This is a genomic window from Mesorhizobium sp. WSM4832, assembly GCF_055811115.1.
Map to the genome: position 1 here is coordinate 25,447 of NZ_JBVVQH010000006.1, position 20,059 is coordinate 45,505.

General features: G+C 64.5%; 20 protein-coding genes. 17 read left to right on the plus strand and 3 right to left on the minus strand.

What is annotated here, in order from left to right; translation table 11 throughout:
• Positions 1-28 precede the first annotated feature (28 nt).
• From sucC to lpdA, 11 genes are all read left to right on the plus strand, one after another.
• Complete coding sequence (gene sucC / locus AC0L2L_RS10235) at positions 29-1,222, plus strand: ADP-forming succinate--CoA ligase subunit beta (protein WP_473578037.1); 1,194 nt, start codon at positions 29-31, stop codon at positions 1,220-1,222.
• Between the two features lie 4 nt (positions 1,223-1,226).
• Positions 1,227-1,598 (plus strand): cupin domain-containing protein, encoded by a 372-nt coding sequence (locus AC0L2L_RS10240; RefSeq protein ID WP_140710233.1) that lies wholly within the window; start codon positions 1,227-1,229, stop codon positions 1,596-1,598.
• Between the two features lie 2 nt (positions 1,599-1,600).
• Positions 1,601-2,098 carry a DUF1579 family protein gene (locus tag AC0L2L_RS10245; protein ID WP_473578038.1) on the plus strand — a complete coding sequence of 166 codons (498 nt, stop codon included), beginning with the start codon at positions 1,601-1,603 and terminating at the stop codon, positions 2,096-2,098.
• A 12-nt stretch (positions 2,099-2,110) separates the two neighbouring features.
• The gene (gene sucD / locus AC0L2L_RS10250) at positions 2,111-3,013 is read left to right on the plus strand and encodes a succinate--CoA ligase subunit alpha (RefSeq protein WP_027169859.1); all 903 of its coding nucleotides are present in this window, start codon (positions 2,111-2,113) and stop codon (positions 3,011-3,013) included.
• Between the two features lie 144 nt (positions 3,014-3,157).
• Positions 3,158-6,145 carry a 2-oxoglutarate dehydrogenase E1 component gene (locus AC0L2L_RS10255; protein WP_473578040.1) on the plus strand — a complete coding sequence of 996 codons (2,988 nt, stop codon included), beginning with the start codon at positions 3,158-3,160 and terminating at the stop codon, positions 6,143-6,145.
• A 66-nt stretch (positions 6,146-6,211) separates the two neighbouring features.
• Complete coding sequence (gene odhB, locus AC0L2L_RS10260) at positions 6,212-7,492, plus strand: 2-oxoglutarate dehydrogenase complex dihydrolipoyllysine-residue succinyltransferase (protein ID WP_473578042.1); 1,281 nt, start codon at positions 6,212-6,214, stop codon at positions 7,490-7,492.
• 16 nt (positions 7,493-7,508) lie between these two features.
• Positions 7,509-8,282 (plus strand): DUF4241 domain-containing protein, encoded by a 774-nt coding sequence (locus AC0L2L_RS10265; protein ID WP_473578044.1) that lies wholly within the window; start codon positions 7,509-7,511, stop codon positions 8,280-8,282.
• A complete protein-coding gene (locus AC0L2L_RS10270) occupies positions 8,282-8,887 on the plus strand; it encodes a hypothetical protein (RefSeq protein ID WP_473578046.1) in 606 nt (201 codons plus the stop codon). The genes AC0L2L_RS10265 and AC0L2L_RS10270 overlap by 1 nt, the downstream gene beginning before the upstream one ends.
• The gene (locus AC0L2L_RS10275; protein ID WP_473578047.1) at positions 8,888-9,391 is read left to right on the plus strand and encodes a hypothetical protein; all 504 of its coding nucleotides are present in this window, start codon (positions 8,888-8,890) and stop codon (positions 9,389-9,391) included.
• Complete coding sequence (locus tag AC0L2L_RS10280; protein ID WP_473578048.1) at positions 9,388-10,143, plus strand: SDR family oxidoreductase; 756 nt, start codon at positions 9,388-9,390, stop codon at positions 10,141-10,143. Before AC0L2L_RS10275 ends, AC0L2L_RS10280 begins: the two co-directional genes overlap by 4 nt.
• A gap of 24 nt (positions 10,144-10,167) precedes the next feature.
• A complete protein-coding gene (lpdA, locus tag AC0L2L_RS10285) occupies positions 10,168-11,574 on the plus strand; it encodes a dihydrolipoyl dehydrogenase (RefSeq protein WP_473578049.1) in 1,407 nt (468 codons plus the stop codon).
• 580 nt (positions 11,575-12,154) lie between these two features.
• On the opposite strand, the gene AC0L2L_RS10290 is transcribed toward lpdA, so the two are convergent.
• Both AC0L2L_RS10290 and AC0L2L_RS10295 read right to left on the minus strand, forming a co-directional pair.
• Positions 12,155-13,219, minus strand: a complete 1,065-nt coding sequence (locus AC0L2L_RS10290; RefSeq protein ID WP_473578051.1) for a TraB/GumN family protein — start codon at positions 13,217-13,219, stop codon at positions 12,155-12,157.
• Positions 13,220-13,569: 350 nt separating this feature from the next.
• Positions 13,570-14,508 (minus strand): tyrosine recombinase XerC, encoded by a 939-nt coding sequence (locus AC0L2L_RS10295; RefSeq protein ID WP_473578052.1) that lies wholly within the window; start codon positions 14,506-14,508, stop codon positions 13,570-13,572.
• Between the two features lie 97 nt (positions 14,509-14,605).
• On the opposite strand from AC0L2L_RS10295, the gene rimM reads away from it, so the two are divergent.
• Entirely contained in the window at positions 14,606-15,202 is a 597-nt protein-coding gene (gene rimM / locus AC0L2L_RS10300) for a ribosome maturation factor RimM (protein WP_027169870.1), read from the plus strand.
• Complete coding sequence (trmD, locus tag AC0L2L_RS10305) at positions 15,199-15,897, plus strand: tRNA (guanosine(37)-N1)-methyltransferase TrmD (protein WP_473578054.1); 699 nt, start codon at positions 15,199-15,201, stop codon at positions 15,895-15,897. Before rimM ends, trmD begins: the two co-directional genes overlap by 4 nt.
• Here trmD and AC0L2L_RS10310 read toward each other — a convergent pair.
• Positions 15,879-16,631, minus strand: a complete 753-nt coding sequence (locus AC0L2L_RS10310) for a sulfite exporter TauE/SafE family protein (protein ID WP_473578055.1) — start codon at positions 16,629-16,631, stop codon at positions 15,879-15,881. The two genes, trmD and AC0L2L_RS10310, sit on opposite strands and share 19 nt — an antisense overlap.
• Before the next feature lie 384 nt (positions 16,632-17,015).
• Here AC0L2L_RS10310 and rplS point away from each other — a divergent pair, with 384 nt between their 5' ends.
• The 4 genes from rplS to AC0L2L_RS10330 all read left to right on the plus strand — a co-directional run bounded on the left by rplS (position 17,016) and on the right by AC0L2L_RS10330 (position 19,885).
• On the plus strand, positions 17,016-17,555 hold the full coding sequence (gene rplS / locus AC0L2L_RS10315; protein WP_473578057.1) for a 50S ribosomal protein L19: 540 nt from the start codon (positions 17,016-17,018) through the stop codon (positions 17,553-17,555).
• Positions 17,556-18,000: 445 nt separating this feature from the next.
• Positions 18,001-18,420: an organic hydroperoxide resistance protein gene (locus AC0L2L_RS10320; RefSeq protein WP_473578058.1), complete on the plus strand. Its 420-nt coding sequence runs from the start codon at positions 18,001-18,003 to the stop codon at positions 18,418-18,420.
• A complete protein-coding gene (locus AC0L2L_RS10325; RefSeq protein WP_473578060.1) occupies positions 18,417-18,917 on the plus strand; it encodes a MarR family winged helix-turn-helix transcriptional regulator in 501 nt (166 codons plus the stop codon). The genes AC0L2L_RS10320 and AC0L2L_RS10325 overlap by 4 nt, the downstream gene beginning before the upstream one ends.
• Positions 18,918-19,087: 170 nt before the next feature.
• Positions 19,088-19,885 carry a transporter substrate-binding domain-containing protein gene (locus AC0L2L_RS10330; protein WP_473578062.1) on the plus strand — a complete coding sequence of 266 codons (798 nt, stop codon included), beginning with the start codon at positions 19,088-19,090 and terminating at the stop codon, positions 19,883-19,885.
• Positions 19,886-20,059: the final 174 nt, after the last annotated feature.

Consider the following 20,059-nt stretch of genomic DNA (forward strand, 5'->3'; position numbering starts at 1 on the left):
TAAACCGACCTCCCCGGAGACCAAGCGCATGAACATCCATGAGTATCAGGCCAAGGCGCTGCTGAAGACGTTCGGCGCGCCGGTAGCAAGCGGCGTTCCGGTGTTCAAGGCAAGCGAGGCGGAAGCCGCTGCCAAGGCGCTGCCCGGCCCGCTCTATGTCGTGAAGAGCCAGATCCATGCCGGCGGCCGCGGCAAGGGCAAGTTCAAGGAACTCGGCCCCGACGCCAAGGGCGGCGTGCGGCTGGCGAAGTCGGCGGCCGAAGTGATCGCCAACACCAACGAGATGCTCGGCCACACGCTGGTCACCAAGCAGACCGGGCCCGCCGGCAAGCAGGTCAACCGCCTCTATATCGAGGACGGCGCCGACATCGAGCGCGAGCTCTATCTGTCGATCCTGGTCGACCGCTCGGTCGGCCGCGTCGCCTTCGTCGTATCGACCGAGGGCGGCATGGACATCGAGACGGTCGCGCATGACACGCCCGAAAAGATCATCACCGTCGCCGTCGATCCGGAAAACGGCGTGACGGCCGATGACGTGAAGAAGCTCAACGCCGCGCTCAAGCTCGACGGCGATGCGGCCAAGGACGGCGGCACGCTGTTCCCGATCCTCTACAAGGCGTTCGTCGAGAAGGACATGAGCCTGCTCGAGGTCAATCCGCTGATCGTCATGAAGGACGGCCGCCTGCGCGTGCTCGACGCCAAAGTGTCGTTCGACAACAATGCTCTGTTCCGCCACCCCGACGTGCTCGAACTGCGCGACACCACCGAAGAGGACGAGAAGGAGATCGAGGCGTCGAAATACGATCTCGCCTACGTCGCGCTCGACGGCAACATCGGCTGCATGGTCAACGGCGCCGGCCTTGCCATGGCGACGATGGACATCATCAAGCTCTATGGCGCCGAGCCCGCCAACTTCCTCGATGTCGGCGGCGGCGCGTCGAAGGAGAAGGTGACGGCGGCGTTCAAGATCATCACCAAGGACCCGGCGGTCAAAGGCATCCTGATCAACATTTTCGGCGGCATCATGAAGTGCGACATCATCGCCGAGGGCGTCATTGCCGCGGTCAAGGAAGTTGGGCTGCAAGTGCCGCTGGTGGTGCGGCTGGAAGGCACCAATGCCGAGCTCGGCAAGAAGATCATCAACGACAGCGGCCTCAACGTGGTGTCGGCCGACGATCTCGACGACGCGGCCAAGAAGATCGTGGCGGCGGTGAAGGGCTGAGCGGATGCCTCCGCGCAAGATAAACCTCGTCGAGGCGGCGGACCGGACGATCACCAAGGTCTTCGATCCGCATGTCGCCGGCGACGTCAATGACAGCCAGGCCAAGGTCGCCAAGTTCGGCGAGGCCTTCGACTGGCATGCGCATGACAATGAGGACGAAGCCTTCCTCGTGTTGCGCGGCCGTATCGCCATCGATTTCCGCGACGGGCCGGTCGAACTCGGCGAGGGCGATTTCATCGTCGTGCCGCGCGGGGTCGAGCACCGGCCGCGCTCGCTCACCGCCGAGCCCGTGGTGCTGATGTTCGAGCCAGCGACGACGCTCAACACCGGCAACGCCAAGAGCGACCTCACCGTCACCGATTTGAAGCGGCTGTGACCATGAACGCGGCGTCCTTCTCCTCGCTTTCCGCCGATCACCAGCGTCTGCAGGCGCTGGTCGGCGCCTGGCGTGGCGAGGAGAAGGTGGCGGCGACACAATGGGCCGATGGCGGCGCAGCAACGTCGGAAGTGCTGGCAGAGCCACAGTTCGGTGGCCTGTTCGTGGTGCAACGCTATCGCCAACGGCGTGACGGCACGGTCTCGTTCGGGGCGCACAACGTCTTCGGCTTCGACCAGCAGAACAGCGTCGTCACCATGCATCAGTTCGACTCGATGGGCTTCGTGCCGATGTCGCCGGCCACCGGCGCGTGGAACGGCGCCGAGCTGGTCCTGGAGCGGTCGTCGCCACGCGGCGCCGCCCGCGTGACGTATATTTTCGACGATGCCGACGCCTACCGCATGAAACTTCAGTTCAAGCCTGTCGGCAGCGATGCCTGGCAAGACATGGTGAGCGGTGTCGACCGGCGTGTCTCGCCTTCCTCGATCAACGGGTTTTAGAAAAGGGCTCCCATGTCCATTCTCATCGACAAGAACACCAAGGTGCTGGTCCAGGGCCTGACCGGCAAGACCGGCACGTTCCACACCGAGCAGGCGCTGGCCTATCACGGCACCAAGATGGTGGGCGGCATCCATCCCAAGAAGGGCGGCGAGACCTGGACCGGTTCCAAGGGCGAAAGCCTGCCGATCTTCGCGACCGTCGCCGAGGGCAAGGCAAAGACCGGCGCCAACGCCTCCGTCATCTATGTGCCGCCGGCGGGCGCCGGCGAGGCAATCATCGAGGCGATCGAAGCCGAGATCCCGCTGATCGTCTGCATCACCGAGGGCATCCCGGTGATGGACATGGTCAGGGTCAAGGCGCGGCTCGATCGCTCCACGTCGCGGCTGATCGGCCCGAACTGCCCGGGCGTGCTCACTCCCGACGAATGCAAGATCGGCATCATGCCCGGCAACATCTTCCGCAAGGGCTCGGTGGGCGTTGTTTCCCGCTCGGGAACTCTTACCTATGAGGCAGTCTTCCAGACCACCAATGTCGGCCTCGGCCAGACCACCGCGGTCGGCATCGGCGGCGATCCGGTCAAAGGCACCGAGTTCATCGACGTGCTGGAGATGTTCCTCGCCGACGACGAGACCAAGTCGATCATCATGATCGGCGAGATCGGCGGCTCGGCCGAGGAAGACGCCGCGCAGTTCCTCAAGGACGAAGCCAAGCGCGGCCGCAAGAAGCCGATGGCGGGCTTCATCGCCGGGCGTACGGCGCCGGCCGGCCGCACCATGGGCCATGCGGGCGCGGTGATCTCGGGCGGCAAGGGCGGCGCGGAAGACAAGATCGCGGCGATGGAATCGGCCGGGATAAAAGTTTCGCCGTCGCCGGCTCGCTTGGGCACGACGCTGGTCGAGGCGATTAAGGGTTAAGGCAGTAAGGGAGTAGGGCAGTATGGCAGTAGGGGAATAGGAAGAACGGGACGAGCGCGACTGCTTTCCCTACTGCCTTACTCCCTTACTGCCCTACTCCCCTCCAAAAACAGGAGACGGAGCCAGGCTCCGCAGACGAAAAAAATGGCAAGACAAGATCAGGCCAACGACCAATTCTCGCTCACCTCATTCCTCTATGGCGGCAATGCCGACTACATCGACGCGCTCTACGCGGCCTATGAAGACAATCCGGCTTCCGTCGATCCGCAGTGGCAGGATTTCTTCGCCACGCTGAAGGATGACGCAGGCGATGTCCGCAAGAACGCCAACGGCGCCTCCTGGGCCAAGCCCTCCTGGCCGTTGCAGGCCAATGGCGAACTGGTCTCGGCCCTCGACGGCAATTGGGGCCTGGTCGAAAAAGCGATCGAAAAGAAGGTCAAGGAAAAGGCGGTCGTCAACGGCGCCGTGCTTTCCGACGCCGACGTGCACCAGGCGACGCGCGATTCCGTGCGCGCCATCATGATGATCCGCGCCTACCGCATGCGCGGCCATCTGCACGCCAATCTCGATCCGCTTGGCATCGCCAAGCCGCTGGAGGATTATAACGAGCTGTCGCCGGAGAATTACGGCTTCACCGAAGCCGACTACGACCGGCCGATCTTCCTCGACAATGTGCTGGGCCTCGAGTTCGGCACCATCCGGCAGATGCTGGAGATCCTCACCCGCACCTATTGCTCGACACTCGGCGTCGAGTTCATGCACATCTCCGATCCGGAAGAAAAGGCCTGGATACAGGCGCGCATCGAAGGCGCCGACAAGGAGATCACCTTCACCGCCACGGGCAAGAAGGCGATCCTGTCGAAGCTGGTCGAGGCCGAGGGCTTCGAGCAGTATATCGACGTCAAGTACAAGGGCACCAAGCGCTTCGGCCTCGACGGCAGCGAAGCGCTGATCCCGGCGCTGGAGCAGATCGTCAAGCGCGGCGGCCAGCTCGGCCTGAAGGAAATCGTGCTCGGCATGGCGCATCGTGGCCGCCTCAACGTGCTTTCCCAGGTGATGGCCAAGCCCCACCGCGCCATCTTCCACGAATTCAAGGGCGGCTCGGCCGCGCCCGACGAGGTCGAAGGTTCGGGCGACGTGAAGTACCACCTCGGCGCCTCGTCGGACCGCGAGTTCGACGGCAACAAGGTGCATCTGTCGCTGACCGCCAATCCCTCGCATCTCGAAATCGTCGACCCCGTCGTGATGGGCAAGGCGCGCGCCAAGCAGGATCAGCTTTCCGGCCGCGAGCGCGGCGAGATCGTGCCGCTATCGGAACGCGCCAAGGTGATGCCGCTGTTGCTGCATGGCGACGCGGCCTTTGCCGGCCAGGGCGTGATCGCCGAGATCCTTGGCCTGTCCGGCCTGCGCGGTCACCGCGTAGCCGGCACGCTGCATTTCATCATCAACAACCAGATCGGCTTCACCACCAATCCGCGCTTCTCGCGCTCCTCGCCCTATCCGTCGGATGTGGCCAAGATGATCGAGGCGCCCATCTTCCACGTCAATGGCGACGATCCGGAGGCCGTGGTGCATGCCGCCAAGGTGGCGACCGAGTTCCGCATGAAATTCCACAAGCCGGTGGTTGTGGACATGTTCTGCTACCGCCGCTTCGGCCACAATGAGGGCGACGAGCCTTCCTTCACCCAGCCGATCATGTATCGCAACATCCGCAGCCACAAGACGACGGTGCAGGTCTATGCCGACCGGCTGATCGCCGAAGGCCACGTCACCCAGGCCGAGGTCGACAAGATGCGGGCCGACTGGCGCGCGCATCTGGAATCCGAATGGGAAGTCGGCCAGCACTACAAGCCCAACAAGGCCGACTGGCTGGACGGCGCGTGGTCAGGCCTGCGCACCGCCGACAACCAGGACGAACAGCGGCGCGGCAAGACCGCCGTGCCGGTGCGCACGCTGAAGGAGATCGGCAAGAAGCTGACCGAGGTGCCGAAGGATTTCGAGGCGCACAAGACCATCCTGCGCTTCCTCGAAAACCGCCGCCAGGCGATCGAATCCGGCGAAGGCATCGACTGGTCGACCGCCGAGGCGCTGGCCTTCGGCGCCATCCTGCTCGACGGCAACCCGATCCGGCTTTCCGGCCAGGATTCGGAGCGCGGCACCTTCTCGCAACGCCATTCCGTGCTCTACGACCAGCGCGACGAGAACCGCTACATCCCGCTCAACAACCTGTCGGCGGCGCAGGCCGGCTACGAGGTCATCAACTCGATGCTGTCGGAAGAGGCGGTGCTCGGTTTCGAATATGGCTACAGCCTGGCCGAGCCCAAGGCGCTGACGCTGTGGGAGGCGCAGTTCGGCGACTTCGCCAACGGCGCCCAGGTGGTGTTCGACCAGTTCATCTCATCGGGCGAGCGCAAGTGGCTCAGAATGTCGGGCCTCGTCTGCCTGTTGCCGCACGGCTATGAAGGCCAGGGGCCGGAGCACTCGTCGGCGCGGCTGGAGCGCTTCCTTCAGCTCTGCGCCGAGGACAATATGCAGGTCGCCAACGTCACCACGCCGGCCAACTATTTCCATATCCTGCGCCGGCAGTTGAAGCGCGACTTCCGCAAGCCGCTGATCCTGATGACGCCGAAGTCGCTGCTGCGCCACAAGCGGGCGGTGTCGACGCTGCCGGAGATGTCGGGCGAAAGCTCGTTCCACCGCCTGTTGTGGGACGATGCGCAGTTGCTGGCCAACCAGCCGATCAAGCTGGTCAAGGACTCCAAGATCCGCCGCGTCGTGCTGTGCTCGGGCAAGGTCTATTACGACCTCTACGAGGAGCGCGAGAAGCGCGGCATCAACGACATCTATCTGCTGCGCGTCGAACAGCTCTATCCGTTCCCGGCCAAGGCGCTGATCACCGAGCTGTCACGCTTCCGCAATGCCGAGATGGTGTGGTGCCAGGAGGAGCCCAAGAACATGGGCGCCTGGTCGTTCATCGATCCCTATCTCGAATGGGTTCTGGCGCATATCGACGCCAAGCATCAGCGGGTGCGCTACACCGGCCGGCCCGCCTCGGCCTCGCCGGCGACCGGTTTGATGTCGAAGCATCTGAGCCAGCTCGCCGCGTTGCTCGACGACGCTCTCGGCGAATAGGGCGCTGGGCGAATAGACAGACCGGACGAAACAGACCCCAAGAAGAGAAGAGAACGGACAGGCACAATGGCTACCGAAATCCGCGTCCCCACTCTCGGCGAATCCGTCACCGAGGCGACCGTCGGCAAGTGGTTCAAGAAGGTTGGCGACGCGATCGCCGCCGACGAGCCCGTGGTCGAGCTCGAAACCGACAAGGTGACGGTGGAAGTGCCCGCCGCGGGCGCCGGAACGCTCTCCGAGATCACCGTCAAGGAAGGCGAGACGGTCAATGTCGGCGCGCTGCTCGGCTCGATTTCGGCAGGCGGCGCGGCTGCAGCGCCAGCCACGAAGCCGCAGGCGGTGTCCCAGGCCTCGAGCCCGGATGCCGCTTCCACGGTCAAGCAGGCCGCCGCCGAGACCGCCAAGGTCGCCGGCAATGGCGGCGCAATCGAGCCGCGCACCATGCCGCCCGCGCCCGCCGCCGCCAAGCTCATTGCCGAGAACAATCTCGCCGTCGACCAGCTTTCCGGTTCCGGCAAGCGCGGCCAGGTGCTGAAGGGCGACGTGCTCGACGCCATCGCCCGTGGCGCGCCCTCGCAGCCGGCCGAGATGCCGAAGGCAGCTCCGGCGCCGGTCGTGGCCCGCGCGCCGTCCCCGGCCGAGGATGCGCCGCGCGAGGAGCGCGTACGCATGACCAAGCTGCGCCAGACCATCGCGCGCCGGCTGAAGGAAGCCCAGTCGACCGCCGCCATGCTCACCACCTTCAACGAGGTGGACATGAGCGCGGTGATGGCGCTGCGGTCCAAGTACAAGGACGTGTTCGAGAAGAAGCATGGCGTGAAGCTCGGCTTTATGGGCTTCTTCACCAAGGCGGTGACGCACGCGCTGAAGGAGATTCCCTCGGTCAACGCCGAGATCGATGCCACCGACATCATCTTCAAGAACTATGCCCATATCGGCGTCGCCGTCGGCACCGAAAAGGGCCTTGTGGTGCCGGTGGTGCGCGATGCCGACCAGATGTCGATCGCCGAGATCGAGAAGGAGATCGGCAGGCTGGGCCTCGCCGCGCGCGACGGCAAGCTATCGGTCGCCGACATGCAGGGCGGCACCTTCACCATTTCCAACGGCGGCGTCTATGGCTCGCTGATGTCGACGCCGATCCTCAATGCGCCGCAGTCCGGCATTCTCGGCATGCACAAGATCCAGGACCGGCCGGTGGTGGTCGGCGGCCAGATCGTCATCCGTCCGATGATGTATCTGGCGCTCAGCTACGACCATCGCATCGTCGACGGCAAGGAAGCCGTGACCTTCCTGGTGCGGGTCAAGGAAAGCCTGGAGGATCCCGAGCGGCTGGTGCTCGATCTGTGATCGGGCGGGCGTCGCCGTGAGCGGCTGGCCGGAACAGTTCGGGTTCAAGCTCGGCCGGGCCGCGCGCGGCTTGCGGCGCAGCATCCTCTTGCTTGGCTTTTCCGCTGCCGTTCCGTCGCTGGCCATCGCGGCCGACTGGGACCCGGCGACTGCCAGCAGCAACTTCGGCATCTTCGCGCTCAGCGATGCGCAACTGGCGGAACGGAAGATCACCGTCACGCCGATCGGCGATCTCGAACTTCCGACAGGCGAGATCATCGCCTGCGACCCCCTGATCACGACCGACGACTGGCCGGCGCTGGCCCGCAAGGTCAAGCCCGGGCGCTATCCGGTCACGCTGTACGAGGCGCAGGGTCGCGTCGCCGCCGCCTTCCTGCGCTTCCGTTCCGGCGTGCCAGTGCGCTGGGAGCTCGCAACCTTGCCCGACCAGGACGTCTCGACGCTGAATGGCGACGAGATCTTCGGCTATCCGGTCGATGCCGGCCTCGGCTCTTTCATGGACAAGGCGGCGATGGCCTTGATGTCGGCCGCGCAGGCCAAGCTCAAACCCGATCAGAACTATTATGACGATGTGCTGGCGGCCGAGTTCGCGCCCAACCAGGACCGGTTCGTCATGCACCATCCGGCCGCCGGCAATCCGGTCAACATCGCGATGTTCTGGAGCGGCTGGGGCGACGGCTTCTACCCATCCTTCTGGGGACTGGACGCGTCCGGCGAGCCGCTGGTCCTGATGACCGATTTCGGCGTGCTCGAAAACGCCGATGGCCGCGAAGGCGACCAGGCCAACTGATGACGAATGTCGCCTCGCCTCGGATAGCCAACCCAGTTGCGCCCATCGATCTGTTCGAGCTGCTGACGACAGGTCGGGCGGGGCCTGTCGAACTTGGCAAAAGCAGCCGTGAAACGGTTCGAGGCTTGATCGATCCGGAGGACGTGCGGGCGGATAATCACTATCGCCACGATGATGCCGAGTCGGCCTGGTGCATCTATGGCCGCAACTGCGAGTTCTTCTTCAGCCCCGATTTTCGTCTGAGATCGATTAGCGTCGAGCCCGTCTTCGGGAGATTGCAGCCGGGTGGAATGATGGCGACTTGGTACGGCCATCTCGACGTCGATGTGGGCCGGCATCCCGTGACCTTTGCAGGCACGAGCCCGATAGAAATATATACCTTGCCCAAGGCATTGCAGTTCCTGAACAAGAGTGAATTCAAGTGGGCAATCGGCGGCGGCCGCGAACGCGACGTTTATATCGAACTGGCGGAGAGTTCTCGCGTCCTGACCCTCAAATATGAGGTGAACGCGATTCCGGTCGACGGGAAGGACAACGTTGCGTTCGAGATAGATTATTTTCTTTCGACGGTCTTCATCCTCGATCAAAGCGTTCAGGGTGGGTAGATGACAGTGGCGATCCGTTTCCTCCTGTCGATAGCCGTTGGCGTAGCGGCGGTTCCGGCCACCGCCCAGGCCGCCTGCCCGATCCAGCTTGCCGTCTATGGCGAGACGCAAAGCGGCGCCGAGATCGACTTCACGCCGACCGGCGCCTCGGCGATGATCACCAACACGTTCCGCATGATCCTCGACAACAATGTCGTGCTCGACGGCATCGCCATGTGGACCGAGGGCAGCGCCGCGCGGCCGCACGGCTCCTTGATGTACAAATGCCCGACCGGCGACGTCACCGGCGAGGAGCTCGCCGCCTGCACGGTCTGGGAAGGGGTCATCTACAGCGCCGACGAGAAGGGCGGCATCGGCCTGTTGCCGGCAGAAGGCGCCGACGCGCCGAAAAGCCTGGTCTTTCCCGATCTCGGAGCGTCGCTCGAAATGTCGGCGGCTTACGGTCCCGCCGGCTTTTCGAAAGTGCCATGGGATATCTTTGTTCTGAAGGGATGCCAGGAATGAGCATGGACAAGAAAGCGCTTCTGGTTACCGGCGGCAGCCGTGGCATCGGCGCCGCCATCTGCCGGCAGGCAAGCCGGGCCGGCTATCGGGTGGCCATCAATTATGCCTCCAATCAGGTTGCCGCCGAGGCGCTGGTCGCCGAAATAAAGGCCGCGGGCGGCGAGGCTCTGGCGGTTAAGGGCGACGTCGGCAACGAGACGCAAGTCGTGGCGATGTTCGCGGCGGTGGACCGCGCCTTCGGCCGGCTCGACGCCTTCGTCAACAATGCCGGGATCGTCGACGTCAAGGCGCGGGTCGACGAGATGAGCGTCGAGCGGCTCGAGCGCATGATGCGCATCAACGTCGTCGGCTCCTTCCTTTGCGCGCGCGAAGCGGTCAAGCGCATGTCGACCCGGCATGGTGGCAAGGGCGGTGCCATCGTCAACATCTCCTCGATCGCGGCCCGGCTGGGTGGACCAGGCGAGTATGTCGACTACGCCGCCTCGAAGGGCGCCATCGACACCTTCACCATCGGCCTGGCACGCGAGGTGGCCGGGGAAGGCGTGAGGGTCAACGCCGTCAGTCCGGGGATCATCGACACCGAAATTCATGCGTCTGGCGGCCAGCCCGACCGCGCCGAAAGGCTGCGTGGGATCATCCCCCTGCAGCGCCCGGGAAAGACGGAAGAAATCGCCAATGCGGTCTTGTGGCTTTTGTCGGACGAAGCGTCCTACGCCGTGGGCGCGAATTTGGAACTGGGCGGCGGCCGCTGAAGGCCAGATTAAAAGGACACCATCATGGCTTATGACGTCGTAATCATCGGATCGGGACCGGGCGGCTATGTCTGCGCCATCAAGGCGGCGCAGCTTGGCCTGAAGACGGCGGTGGTCGAGAAGAACGCCACCTTCGGCGGCACCTGCCTCAACATCGGCTGCATCCCGTCGAAGGCGCTGCTCCATGCCTCCGAGATGTTTGCCGAAGCCGGCCACGCCTTCGACACGCTGGGGATCGAGATCGCAGCACCCAAGCTCAACCTCAAGAAGATGCTGGCGCACAAGGATGCGACCGTGACCTCGAACGTCAACGGCGTCGCCTTCCTGTTCAAGAAGAACAAGATCGACAGTTTCCGCGGCACCGGCAAGGTGGTCGGCGCCGGCAAGGTGTCGGTGACCGGCGAGGACGGCAAGGTCGAGGAGATCGAGACGAAGAACATCGTCATCGCCACCGGCTCCGATGTCGCCGGCATCCCGGGCGTCAAGGTCGATTTCGACGAGAAGGTGATCGTGTCCTCCACCGGCGCGCTGTCGCTGGCCAAGGTGCCCGCCAGCCTCGTGGTTGTCGGCGGCGGCGTCATCGGACTGGAGCTCGGCTCGGTATGGGCCAGGCTCGGCGCCAAGGTCACGGTCGTCGAGTTCCTCGACACCATTCTCGGCGGCATGGACGGCGAGGTGTCGAAGCAGTTCCAGCGGCTCTTGTCCAAGCAGGGCTTCGAGTTCAAGCTCGGCTCCAAGGTCACCGGCGTCGCCAAGGCCAAGAAGGGCGCGACCGTCACCTTCGAGCCGGTGAAGGGCGGCGCGGCGGAAACCATCGAGGCCGATGTCGTGCTGGTCGCCACCGGACGCCGCCCCTATGCCGACAGCCTGGGGCTGAAGGAAGCGGGCGTCGAGATGGACGAGCGCGGCCGGGTCAGGACCGACGGACATCTGAGGACCAATGTGCCCGGCATCTATGCCATCGGCGACGTCATCGCCGGGCCGATGCTGGCCCACAAGGCCGAGGACGAGGGGGTCGCGGTGGCCGAGACCATTGCCGGCCAGGCCGGCCATGTGAACTACGATGTGATCCCGAGTGTCGTCTATACCACCCCCGAGATCGCCTCCGTCGGCAAGACCGAGGAGGAACTGAAAAAGGCTGGCATCGACTACAAGGCCGGCAAGTTTCCGTTCAGCGCCAATGGCCGCGCGCGCGCCATGCTGCACACGGATGGCTTCGTGAAGATCCTGGCCGACAAGGCCAGCGACCGCGTGCTCGGCGTCCATATCGTCGGCTTCGGCGCCGGCGAGATGATCCACGAGGCGGCGGTGCTGATGGAGTTCGGCGGCTCCTCGGAAGACCTCGCCCGCACCTGCCACGCGCATCCGACGATGTCGGAGGCGGTGAAGGAAGCGGCGCTGGCGACGTTCTTCAAGCCGATTCATATCTGATCGCGCCAGGCGCCGAACGCCCGTTGCTTCATCATCCTAGGTGAAGCAAGGAGCGAAGCGACGCGAAGGCGTGGTGCTGCCCCAAAACAAAACGGCCCGCCGAAAGGCGGGCCGTTCGTCGTTAAGCTACAGTCTGGTTACTGGGCCGGCGCAGGGGCCGGGGCCGGAGCTGGCGCAGGGGCCGGCGCGGGTGCAGGCGCGGGAGCCGGTGCAGGGGCTGGCGCCGGCTCTGGGGCCGGAGCGGGCGTTGCAGGCGCCGGAGCCGGCGTGCTGGCTGCCGGCGGCTCAGCCGGGGCCGGGGCATGCTCGCCGCCGCTTCTGCCAAAAACATAATACGCAACAATGGCCAGGATAATGACAACTAGGGCGATCAGCCACCCGCTGCCACCACCACCCGACGTGGGAGGCGTGCTCGAAGGGGTGAAGGGGTCGTTAGGGTTCGCCATGAAACGTGTCCTCCGTGGAATGAAAGATATCAAAATAGCAGCCATCAACGCGCTGATCCCGTGTTGGGTTTCATGCGGACGGACAAAAAGCGCTGAAAAAACCGGCGTTTCAGGTCCGCCAGCCGCCAGACGACTCAGTTGACGGCGGTAACAGTATACCCTGCCTTGCGAAAATCCTCGACCAGTCCTTCCGGGCCGGGCAGATGCATGGCGCCGACGGCCATGAAAACGTTGCCTTTGGCCAATATCGGCCCGGCATGCGCCGCCATCACCTTGTTGCGGCTGGTGATCATGGTCTGCTCGAAGGCGGCATAGCCGGCCTTGTCGTCGGCCGAGTCCGGCAGCACGGCCTTGAACAGCGGCCAGAACATGCCGACCTCGCCGCGCTGGTAGAGCACGATCATCGTCTCGTTGACGTCGTTCACCTTGTCGCCGAGCTTCATCGTCTCGACGAGGCTCTTCATGTGGAATTCAAGCGGCAGCGAGGCCATCGCGCGCAACTGATCGACAGCGGTTTCGAGCCCTTCGACGTCTTTTCCCGACGCCTTGGCATCGGAGGCGAGCTTGACGTCGAGCACGGGTTCGCCAGCGGACTGGCGCGCCACTTCGCAGGCCGGCAGCGCCATCATCGCCGACAGGATCCACGGCTTCATCTTGGCGACCGTCGCCGGCGGAATGCCGCGGGCGTCGAGCCCCTTGTCCAGCACCGCCGCATCCTGTGGCGACAACAGCGACGACAGCGTGGTTTTGTCGGTGAACATCATCAGGCCGGGCTCGCTGGCCATCGCTGCCATCATCTTGGCCTTGTCCAGCGCATCGGTGGTTTCGATGATGATGGTGCCGGCGCCGTCATAGGCCTTTTGCGCCACAGCCGGCAGGGTGGTGACGCGCGTATCGGTCATATGCACGGTGCCGAACAGGTAGGACGGTTCTTCGCCAGGCTTCTCCAGCTTCCACAGCAGGCCCTTGCCATTGGGAACGGCCGCCGCTTCGGTCTCGACCGTCTTGAAGGCGGCAGGATCGTTCTTTTCCAGCGCGGTCAAAAGATCGCTGCCGGCGCAACCGGGCGCTTCGGCATGCGCCCGGCCGGCAAGCAGCAGAACAACGAGGAAAGACAGGAAAAACAGCAAGTTGAGCGCCGCAAGCAGCTTCAACGAGACCAGGGCCGCGCGGTCGGCGATGACGATGACGCGTTTCATAAGAAAGCGTCTTAGCGATGAAAAGCGGCAAAACGGTTAACCTGTTCGGGGAAATTGTTCCCGGTCCGGTCATTTTTGATAGCCGCTTGAGTTGTCGGATGAAATGTCTTGGCGATTAGCCGAAACGCCCATCGCTTCGTCATCCACGGGCGGAGCAAGGAGCGAAGCGACGCGCGCAGACCCGAGGATCCATTCCGTTACCTGAGCCTTGGAATGCGGCGATCCAGAATTCTGCACCGTCGCAGAGCACCGAGGTCACGGCATGGATTCTAGGGTCTGCGCCGCGTCGCTGCGCTCCTTGCTCCGCCCTAGAATGACGAAGTTCTGGAAGACTCGGGATGACCCCGGGACTACGCCCTTGGATGCGCGCGCTCGTAGATCTCAAGCAGCCTTGCGGTATCGACGCCGGTATAGATCTGGGTGGTCGACAGGCTGGCGTGGCCGAGCAATTCCTGGATGGTGCGCAGGTCGCCGCCGCGGCCGAGCAGATGGGTGGCGAATGAATGGCGCAGGGCATGCGGCGTCGCGGTATCGGGCAGGTTCAGCGCCGAGCGCAGCTTGGCCATCTCGCGCTGGACGATGGCCGGGTTGAGCGGCCCGCCACGGGCGCCGCGGAACAGCAGGCCCTTGGGATCGATGTGGAAAGGACAGAGCCTGCGGTATTCGGCGACAGCCTTGCAGGCCACCGGCAGCACCGGCACCAGCCGCATCTTGCCGCCCTTGCCGGTGACGCGCAGCACCGTGTCGGCCTCGGAAGCGAGATCGGCGCCGCGCAGGCCGAGCGCTTCGGAGATGCGCAGGCCGGAGCCGTAGAGCAGCGTCAGCACCGCGGCGTTGCGGGCGGCGATCCACGGCTCTTCCGCCAGTTGGCCCTCCATCGCCACGACCTGCTTGGCGTCGCTTGCCGTCAGCGGCTTGGGCAGCGCCTTCGGCTGGCGCGGGGCGCGAAGCGCTGCCGCGCCCGCGGCGTTGACCAGGCCGCGCCGTTCGAGAAAGCGCAGCAGCGAACGGATGCCGGCCAGGCCGCGCCCCAGCGTGCGCGCGCCGGCGCCGGTGTTGCGGCGCGCGGCGAGGAAGCCGCGCAGATCGGCGGGGCGTAGGTCGGCGATGTCCGAAATGCCCGGCGGGCCGCCGCGATGTCCGGTCAAAAAATGCAGGAACTGGCGCGTGTCGCGTTCATAGGCCTCGACCGTCTCCGGCGACAGCCGGCGCTCATGCGCCAGCGTCTTCAGCCAGGTCTCGCGTGCCGCCTGAAGGTCGGGTTTTGCCGGGATGAGGAATTCCTGCATGACGGCAGCCTGACGCATGCGGGTTAGGAAGCGGTGAAGAGGCCGTCATTGAAATGGCCACGGGACGGCGTTAGACAGAGCAAAGGAAAAGCCGCCGATGTCGAAGCTCGAAAACCCCGTACAGATGGCCGTCATCGGTGCCGCGCACGGCATCAAGGGCGAATTGCGGGTGAAGACCTTCACCGGTGATCCGCTGGCGCTGGCCGATTACGGCCCGCTGCAAACCAAGGATGGCCGCACCTTCCAGATCATCGACATCAGGCCGGCGGGTACCGTCGTTGTCGTGCGCTTCAAGGGCATCAGCGACCGCAGCGCCGCCGAGGCTTTGGCCGGCACCGAGCTTTTCGTCGACCGCTCGGTTCTGCCGGACGATGGCGAGGAGGACGAGTTCTATCACGCCGATCTGATCGGTCTCGATGTCAGGGACGATACGGGCGTCGTCGGCAAGGTCGTCGCCGTGCATAATTTCGGCGGCGGCGACATCCTCGATGTCACGCTTGCCGGCCGCAAGGGCGTGCTGATCCCGTTCACGCAGGCCGCGGTGCCGCATGTCTCGATTGCCGACGGTTTCGTCCAGGTCAATCCGCTGGCGGCCGGGCTGGTCGATGACGAAGACAGCGAGGCGCCGAGCCGTCCCGGCTTCGACCCGAAAGGTCGGCCGCGCGGACCGAAGGATGCCGGGGGCAACCGGTGAGCTTTGCCGCTTCGGTGCTGACGCTCTATCCGGAGATGTTCCCAGGCGCGCTCGGCCTGTCGCTGGCGGGACGCGCGCTGGAGGCCGGCACCTGGTCGCTGGAGGCGATCCAGATCCGCGACTTCGCCACCGACAAGCACCGCACCGTCGACGACACGCCGGCCGGCGGCGGCGCCGGCATGGTGATGCGCGCCGACGTGCTGGCCAGGGCGATCGACCATGCTTCGCCGCCTTGCGATCCGCGCCCGCGCCTGCTGATGAGCCCGCGCGGCAAGCCGCTGACCCAAGCCCGCGTGCGTGAGTTGGCCGACGGTCCGGGCGCGGTCATCCTGTGCGGCCGCTTCGAAGGCGTCGACCAGCGGCTGATCGAGGCGCGTCAGCTGGAGGAAGTCTCGATCGGCGATTTCATCCTGTCGGGCGGCGAGCCGGCTGCGCTCGTGCTGCTCGACGCCGTGGTGCGGCTCCTGCCTGGCGTCATGGGCAACGTCGTGTCGGGCGAGGAAGAAAGTTTCGAGAACGGCCTGCTCGAACATCCGCACTATACGCGGCCGCAGGAATTCGAAGGCAGGCCAATTCCGGACGTTCTGACCTCCGGCAACCATAAGAAAATCGCCGAGTGGCGGCGCGCCGAAGCCGAGAAGCTGACGCGGGAACGGCGGCCAGACTTGCCGGGCATTCAGCCCTTGGCGAAATAATAGAAGGCCAGGAACAGGCCGACGGCGACGACGAAGCCGCGCACCACGCCTTGCGGCACGCGCTTGGCGATCCACACGCCGGCATAGCCGCCCAGCGCACCGCCGGGGATCATGACGATCGCCTGCGGCCAGGCGACGACGCCGCCCGAGACGAAGACCAGGATGGCGATTGCCGCGATGACCACGGCCAGCATGTTCTTCAACGCGTTGAGCCGGTGGTAATCGCCGGCCTGCGTCAGGCCGAGCGTAGCCAGCATCATCACGCCCATCCCGGCGCCGAAGAAGCCGCCATAGATGGAGGTCACGAACTGCGCCAGCGAACCCGTCAGGGAGCCGACCGAGGCCTGGTGCTCCGGTCCGGCCTCCGGCTTCAGCCACGGCCCGGCAGCGAAGAGCGCGGTCGCGGCGATGAGCAGCCATGGCACCAGCGCCCGGAACGACGGATTGGAGAGCGCCAGCAGGATGAGCGAGCCGGCCAGCGCGCCGAAGGCGGAGATCACGCAAAGCAGCAGCGCCTGGCGCCAGAAATGCCTGATGTCGTCGAGATAGGCGAGTGTCGAGGTGATATAGCCGGGAAACTGCGTGACCGAGGAGGTGGCGTTGGCGACGATCGGCGGCAGGCCGACCAGGGTCATGGCGCCGAAGGTGACGAAGGTGCCGCCGCCGGCGACGGCATTCACCGCGCCGGAGACAAAACCAGCGAGAAACAGCAGGGCGGCATCGAAAAAAGTCATTTTCCCCGCTTAGAAAGCTTGCAAGCCGCACGCAACCCGGCACAGCAGCAGTAAACGTGGGGCCATGGGCGCAAAATACGTCTTTTAAAGCGCGTAAAGCGCGCCGCGCTGAAACCGGATGGAGGCGACGCGCTTTAAATCCCTGTTTTGATGCATGTCGTTGTCCCGGAACCGCGCACGCTTCCGGGTGACATGCAATAAGGCGTGACAAAGCGCTGAAATAGCTGTATGTGCCCGCCCGAACCGGAAGAACAATCTTCTGGACCCGTCAACAAGTGCGGTGTAGCCGTCCCTGCCCAATGGGCATAGCCGAGCGGTCATTGGAACTGCAAGGCGAGCGCAGGACGCTCTGACTGTCGGAAGAACAAGAAGTGGATATTTGAGATGGATCTCATCCGTCAGATCGAGGCCGAACAGGCCGCCAAGATCGAAGCCAAGCGCAAGCTTCCCGAATTCCAGCCGGGCGACACCGTGCGCGTCCAGGTGCGCGTCACCGAAGGCACCCGCACCCGCGTCCAGGCCTATGAGGGCGTCGTCATCGCCCGCGCCGGCTCCGGCTTCCAGGAGAATTTCACCGTCCGCAAGATTTCCTATGGCGAAGGCGTCGAGCGCGTTTTCCCGGTCTACTCGCCGATGGTCGAGGGCGTCGAGATCGTGCGCCGCGGCAAGGTTCGCCGCGCCAAGCTCTATTACCTGCGTGACCGTCGCGGCAAGTCGGCCCGCATTTCGGAAAACACCGGCGTCCGCGCCCGCAAGCTGAACGACGAAGAGCGTGATGCGCTCAACGCCGAGCGTGCCCGCATCGAGGCCGAGAAGGTCGCCGCCGCCCAGGCTCTGGCCGCCGAGACGGCCGCCAAGGAAGCCGCCGAGAAGAAGGCCGCCGACGAGGCCGCCAAGGCCGCGGAAGCGACCACGGCCGAATAAGGCTTTTGCGAAACAGGTTTTGGAAAGGCGGCTTCGGCCGCCTTTTCCATTTCGGCGGAAGAGCCTAACCCTCCTGGCTCCTGGATCAGCAGCTTCCTATCCTGCCTGCGTTCGCGCACCGCATGCCTTGATGATTGGCTGAAACGTCTGAGCTTCGTCATCCACGGGCGGAGCAAGGAGCGTAGCGACGCAGCGCAGACCCGAGGATCCATTCCGTGACTTAGAAGCACCGCTGCAGTGCAGGAATTCTGATCCGCCGCACCCTTCGGCGAAGGTAACGGAATGGATCCTCGGGTCTGCGCTCCGCTTCGCGTCGCTCCGCCCGTGGATGACGACATCGGGTCGCTTCTCATCCATCCGAACATCAGGGAGGAACATCATGGCCCTTGACTCTCAATTATCTTGTACACTAAATAATCGTGTACAAACAAATTGGAGACAAAAGATGTCGGCACTTTACACCGCTCATGCCCATGTTACCGGCGGCCGCAACGGTCATGGCGAGACCAGCGACGGCCTGCTCAAGGTCGATCTGGCGATGCCCAAGGAACTCGGCGGCAAGGGTGGCGCCACCAATCCCGAACAGCTTTTCGCCGTCGGCTACGCCGCTTGCTTCGAGAGCGCCGTGCGCTTTGTTGCCCGCCAGCAGAAGCTGCCGTTGCAGGACGCTTCGGTGACGTCCACGGTCAGCCTCTATCCGAACGACCAGGGCGGCTTCAGGCTGGGCGTCGCGCTGGCGGCGGAAATCAAGGGGCTTGATCAGGCGGGCGCCGAAGCGCTTGTATCGGAAGCGCACAAGATCTGCCCCTATTCCAACGCCATCCGGGGTAATATCGACGTGGCGCTCTCGGCAAAGGCGGCATGACGACGAAAACCGAAACCATGGCCAAGGAGGCCCCGGCACAGGACGCCGGGGCGATCGATGTGCCGCGCCTCGACCAGCAGCTTTGCTTCGCGCTCTATTCGGCAAGCGGGCTGATGACAAAGCTCTACCGGCCGCTGCTCGATCCGCTCGGCCTCACCTATCCGCAATATCTGGCGATGCTGGCGCTGTGGCAGCGCTCGCCGAGCACGGTCGGCGAGCTTGGCGCGGCGCTGGGTCTCGATTCGGCGACGCTGACGCCGCTGATCAAGCGCATGGAGGCTGGCGGCCTCGTGACGCGGCGCCGCGATCATGCCGACGAGCGCCGGGTGCTGGTCGAGCCGACCGCCAAGGGCGAGGCGCTGCGCGCGAAGATGAAGGACGTGCAGGAAGGCCTCGCCTGCGGCATGCGGCTGGAGCGGGCTGAACTCAAGGCCCTGCATGCCACGCTCACCCGCCTGGTCGCCGGATTGCGCGAGGCCACGGCCGACCAGGACTGATCGTTGCAACGGAAATCCTCGAAACCATCCCTGAAGAGCATTGCATCGCGTATTGGTGCGTTGCGGCAGCGCGGACCGGCTTGCAAGGCGCTTGCGGAAAGCTAAAGTCGGCGCCGGCTTTTGTCCTGGCGCGCGAGCATAGCGCGGCCAATCACTTTCGGAGATTTGTCATGACCAAGTCGAAACTGCTGCTGGCCGCCATGGTGGCGTGCCTTCTCGCGCCCGTCGCTGCGCTCGCCGACAACTTGCCCGATCTCGGCGGCAAGAAGGTCGTGGTGGTGACGGAAAACGCCTATCCGCCGCTGCAGTTCATCGACAAGAAGACCGGCAAGCAGATCGGCTGGGAATATGACGCGATGGACGAGATCGCCAAGCGGCTGAACTTCAAGGTCGAGTACCAGAACACCTCCTGGGATGCGATGATCCAGGCGGTTTCCGACAACCAGTACAACATCGGCATGACCGGCATCACCATCAAGGACGACCGCAAGGAGAAGGTCGACTTTTCCGACCCCTATATGCGCTCGGAGCAGTTCATGCTGGTGCGCGGCGACGAAAGCCGCTTCACCGACGCCAAGAGCTTCGGCGCCTTCAAGGACGGGCTGATCGGCGCGCAGGCCGGCACGACGCCCTTCTACACCGCCGTCTACAGCGTGCTCGACGGCAACGAGCAGAACCCGCGCATAAAACTGTTCGAGACCTTCGGCGCGACCGTGCAGGCGCTGAAATCGGGCGACGTCGACGTGGTGTTGACCGACGGCACTGCCGGCCAGGGCTATGTCGATGCTTCCGAAGGCAAGCTGAAGCTGATCGGCGGGCCGCTCGGCACCGAGGATTTCGGCTTCATCTTCCCGAAAGGTTCGGACCTGGTTAAGCCGGTCAACGCCGCGATCGCCTCGCTCAAGGCCGACGGCACTTTCGACAAGCTCAACAAGAAGTGGTTCCTTGACTACAAGATGGGGCAGTGAGCTCATCTTGTTGAGAGCGGTGAGTTTGCAGGAAATTGCGCTGACATTGCGCCCAGGCCCCCCTCTCTGCCCTACCGGGCATCTCCCCCTCAAGGGGGGAGATTGGCAGCTCCACCGACGGTGCTCCTCATTCAACGTTGGTGATTGGCGAAAGCCCCCGCGAAATTCGATCTC

Excerpts from the sequence above, each read along its gene's own strand:
- AC0L2L_RS10280 (WP_473578048.1), top strand. The coding sequence starts at position 9,388 with ATGAGCATGGACAAGAAAGCGCTTCTGGTTACCGGCGGCAGCCGTGGC.
- AC0L2L_RS10255 (WP_473578040.1), top strand. The coding sequence starts at position 3,158 with ATGGCAAGACAAGATCAGGCCAACGACCAATTCTCGCTCACCTCATTC.
- AC0L2L_RS10330 (WP_473578062.1), top strand. The coding sequence starts at position 19,088 with ATGACCAAGTCGAAACTGCTGCTGGCCGCCATGGTGGCGTGCCTTCTC.
- AC0L2L_RS10275 (WP_473578047.1), top strand. The coding sequence starts at position 8,888 with ATGACAGTGGCGATCCGTTTCCTCCTGTCGATAGCCGTTGGCGTAGCG.
- AC0L2L_RS10320 (WP_473578058.1), top strand. The coding sequence starts at position 18,001 with ATGTCGGCACTTTACACCGCTCATGCCCATGTTACCGGCGGCCGCAAC.
- rimM (WP_027169870.1), top strand. The coding sequence starts at position 14,606 with ATGTCGAAGCTCGAAAACCCCGTACAGATGGCCGTCATCGGTGCCGCG.
- AC0L2L_RS10245 (WP_473578038.1), top strand. The coding sequence starts at position 1,601 with ATGAACGCGGCGTCCTTCTCCTCGCTTTCCGCCGATCACCAGCGTCTG.
- AC0L2L_RS10240 (WP_140710233.1), top strand. The coding sequence starts at position 1,227 with ATGCCTCCGCGCAAGATAAACCTCGTCGAGGCGGCGGACCGGACGATC.
- rplS (WP_473578057.1), top strand. The coding sequence starts at position 17,016 with ATGGATCTCATCCGTCAGATCGAGGCCGAACAGGCCGCCAAGATCGAA.
- lpdA (WP_473578049.1), top strand. The coding sequence starts at position 10,168 with ATGGCTTATGACGTCGTAATCATCGGATCGGGACCGGGCGGCTATGTC.
- AC0L2L_RS10310 (WP_473578055.1), bottom strand. The coding sequence starts at position 16,631 with ATGACTTTTTTCGATGCCGCCCTGCTGTTTCTCGCTGGTTTTGTCTCC.
- AC0L2L_RS10290 (WP_473578051.1), bottom strand. The coding sequence starts at position 13,219 with ATGAAACGCGTCATCGTCATCGCCGACCGCGCGGCCCTGGTCTCGTTG.
- AC0L2L_RS10270 (WP_473578046.1), top strand. The coding sequence starts at position 8,282 with ATGACGAATGTCGCCTCGCCTCGGATAGCCAACCCAGTTGCGCCCATC.
- AC0L2L_RS10325 (WP_473578060.1), top strand. The coding sequence starts at position 18,417 with ATGACGACGAAAACCGAAACCATGGCCAAGGAGGCCCCGGCACAGGAC.
- sucC (WP_473578037.1), top strand. The coding sequence starts at position 29 with ATGAACATCCATGAGTATCAGGCCAAGGCGCTGCTGAAGACGTTCGGC.
- sucD (WP_027169859.1), top strand. The coding sequence starts at position 2,111 with ATGTCCATTCTCATCGACAAGAACACCAAGGTGCTGGTCCAGGGCCTG.
- AC0L2L_RS10295 (WP_473578052.1), bottom strand. The coding sequence starts at position 14,508 with ATGCAGGAATTCCTCATCCCGGCAAAACCCGACCTTCAGGCGGCACGC.
- odhB (WP_473578042.1), top strand. The coding sequence starts at position 6,212 with ATGGCTACCGAAATCCGCGTCCCCACTCTCGGCGAATCCGTCACCGAG.